Below are 3,179 nucleotides of genomic sequence, written 5' to 3'. Positions count from 1 at the left end.
GGTGCATTTTGTCCACAGATTTTTGCTGTGGACAGTCAAAAAGCTCGAGGCTTCCATGTTTTCCACATGTGAATTCCTCGAGCTTTTGGTATATAAAGTGTTGTTATAAATTTTGGGCAAATTCAAATGTATGACACGGAGATCAGCACTAGACTATCATACGAACTGATTAGCTGTTAGATTTCTTGGCTGCTTTTTCACGTTCATTCTTGTTCAGTATTTTCTTTCTCAGTCTGATTGATTCAGGCGTTACTTCACAGTACTCATCATCAGCCAGGAATTCAAGTGATTCTTCAAGGGTCATGATTCTTGGACGCTTGATCACGTTAGTCTGGTCTTTATTTGCTGAACGGATATTTGTTTTCTGTTTTTCCTTCGTCAGGTTAACAGCCAGATCATTGTCACGGTTATGCTGACCAACGATCATCCCTTCGTAAATCTCAGTACCTGGCTCTACGAAGATTACTCCTCGATCTTCCAGGTTCATAATTCCGTATGTTGTAGCGACACCATTCTCCATCGACACAAGTGCACCATTTCTACGTTCACCTGTTTTCCCGCTTAGCATTGGTAGATACTGGTCAAATGTATGGTTCAGTATTCCGTATCCGCGTGTCATAGATAGGAATTCATTTGTGAATCCAATCAGACCACGAGCAGGAGCAAGGAAAATTAAACGTACTTGTCCATTTCCAGTATGAATCATATCCTGCATTTCTGCTTTTCTTGTTCCTAAGTTCTCAATGACACTACCCATGTATTCTTCTGGAGTATCGATTTGAACTCTTTCAAACGGTTCAAATTTCTTACCGTCGAATTCTTTTATGATAACCACAGGTCTGGAAACTTGCAGTTCATATCCTTCTCTTCTCATGTTTTCTATAAGAATGGATAAGTGCAGTTCTCCTCTTCCTGAAACGATCCATTCATCAGGAGAGTCGGTCTGTTCTACTTTTAATGATACGTCCGTCTGTAACTGAAGCATCAGGCGCTCTTCAATTTTACGGGAAGTCACAAATTTACCTTCTCTACCAGCAAATGGAGAGTTATTTACGATGAAAGTCATCTGCAATGTTGGTTCATCAATTCTTAGAATCGGTAATGGATCCACATGGTCAACAGGTGTTACTGTTTCTCCAACGAAGATATCTTCAAAGCCTGATACAGCAATCAGATCGCCCGCTTTAGCTGATTCAATTTCAACACGCTGTAAACCGAGGTATCCAAACAACTTAGTTACGCGGAAATTCTTAGTTGTGCCGTCAAGCTTACTTAATGTAACGTTGTCTCCAACTTTAATGGTTCCACGGAAAACTCGCCCAATTCCGATACGGCCGACATAATCGTTATAATCAAGAAGGGAGACTTGGAACTGCAGCGGATCTTCGCTGTTATCTACTGGAGATGGAACTTCTTTAAGAATACTTTCAAAGACTGGTTCCATCGTTTTTTCCTGAGTGCTCAAGTCTGCAGAATAGCTGCTTGTTCCGTTGATTGCAGAGGCATAGATAACAGGGAACTCCAGCTGCTCTTCGTCAGCGTCCAGTTCGATCAGCAAATCTAATACTTCGTCAACCACTTCGGCTGGTCTAGCTGTATCTTTATCGATTTTGTTTACGACAACTAGTGGACGAAGTTTCATTTCCAAAGCTTTCTTTAAAACGAAACGTGTCTGAGGCATCGTTCCTTCATAAGCATCCACGACAAGAATAACACCGTCAACCATTTTCATGATTCGTTCCACTTCTCCACCGAAATCGGCGTGTCCTGGGGTATCCAGAATATTGATACGGTGATCTTTGTATTTAACTGCTGTGTTTTTCGCAAGAATCGTAATGCCACGTTCTCTTTCGATATCGTTGGAATCCATCGCTCTTTCCCCTAGTTCGCTGTGCGCGTCCAGAGTATCCGACTGTTTCAGCAGTTCGTCAACCAAGGTAGTCTTTCCGTGGTCAACGTGGGCAATAATTGCAATATTTCTTATATCATCTCGTCTATTCATAAATTTCCTCCAGTTTGTGGTTCTAAATCAATAATTGGCTTATAGTGTTTTCATAACACTTTCATATACTTTCACAAAAAAAACACTTACTCCTGAATACCTAACTCAAGAATAAATGTTTCCCAGATATCCTGTATTGTTGCAGAGAATATTATATCAGTAATTAGAAGACATGTACAACGTTTTTTAAGCGTGAAGCATCTTAATAATGTCTTTGTGTGCATTTTTTGTCGAAAAGACAATGTCATTGTTAGTCAGGAGATCGATCGGTTCATCAGTAAACGTCACTGCAGACATCCCCAGTTCTTCCATAAATACAAGTCCAGGAGCGACATCCCATGGTTTGAGATTAGAAGCCACATAAGCCACTACACTCCCCTTAGCTACCTCTACACTCTCAAGTCCAGCAGATCCTAGCATACGTACTCCCATGCTCGTATTTCCAATCTCACGTATAATTGTTTTATCTTCTCTCATCATCAGTGCAGAACTGGCTGCAATCAGTCCCTCTCTTAGTGAAAGGTCCGCAGGCTCAGCTAACCTTTGACCGTTGCAACTAACACCTTCTCCTTTAGTTGCGCTGTACAATTTGTCACGGGTAATGTCATACACGTAAGCAGCCTGGCCTTCTCCCTCTTCATAAACTGCAAGCATAACGGCGAAGTTTTCCTGCTGCTTGACAAAGTTCAGCGTTCCGTCAATTGGGTCAATAAACCAGATAGTTCCATCCATACTCGAAACTTCATCTCCAAAGCCTTCTTCACCTACAACTTTATCTTCAGGAAAATGCCTGCGGATCTTCTCTACCAGCTGCTCTTCTATCGAGCGGTCCATTTTTGTTACCAGATCATTATCTGCTGTTTTCTGCTCAACGTCTAAATCACTATTTTTCTGTTGTAATATATATGATTTGATTTCTTTCAACCATTGTAGAATCAATGCGTGTCTATTCTCTGATTGGGTCATCATTTTCTCCTCTTCTGTGTCGATTGAATAGGTCTATTGTAATAAAAGTGAAGATAAAATGCAAAATCTTCGGTGACTATGTACAATCGAGTAGGAGGTAAATAATTAATTTATTTACCGTCCTCTCACACCACCGTACGTACGGTTCCGTATACGGCGGTTCAATATCTTAAGTAAGCAGACTCTGCCAGGTCTCGTAGTGGAACTACGT

Annotated in this window: 2 protein-coding genes; both read right to left on the bottom strand. The window is 41.1% G+C overall.

Translation table 11 applies throughout. The annotated features are described in order from the left end of the window. Positions 1–169: 169 nt before the first annotated feature. Positions 170–2,002: a translational GTPase TypA gene (gene typA / locus ACYQ4S_RS11405; RefSeq protein ID WP_459771238.1), complete on the bottom strand. Its 1,833-nt coding sequence runs from the start codon at positions 2,000–2,002 to the stop codon at positions 170–172. Between the two features lie 186 nt (positions 2,003–2,188). After that, on the bottom strand, positions 2,189–2,971 hold the full coding sequence (locus ACYQ4S_RS11400; RefSeq protein ID WP_459771237.1) for an inositol monophosphatase family protein: 783 nt from the start codon (positions 2,969–2,971) through the stop codon (positions 2,189–2,191). Between the last annotated feature and the right edge of the window lie 208 nt (positions 2,972–3,179).

The sequence above is a fragment of the Alkalibacterium sp. s-m-28 genome (genome assembly GCF_054658175.1).
Note: the sequence above shows the minus strand (reverse complement) of the source record. Positions and strands in the feature narration are given on the sequence as shown.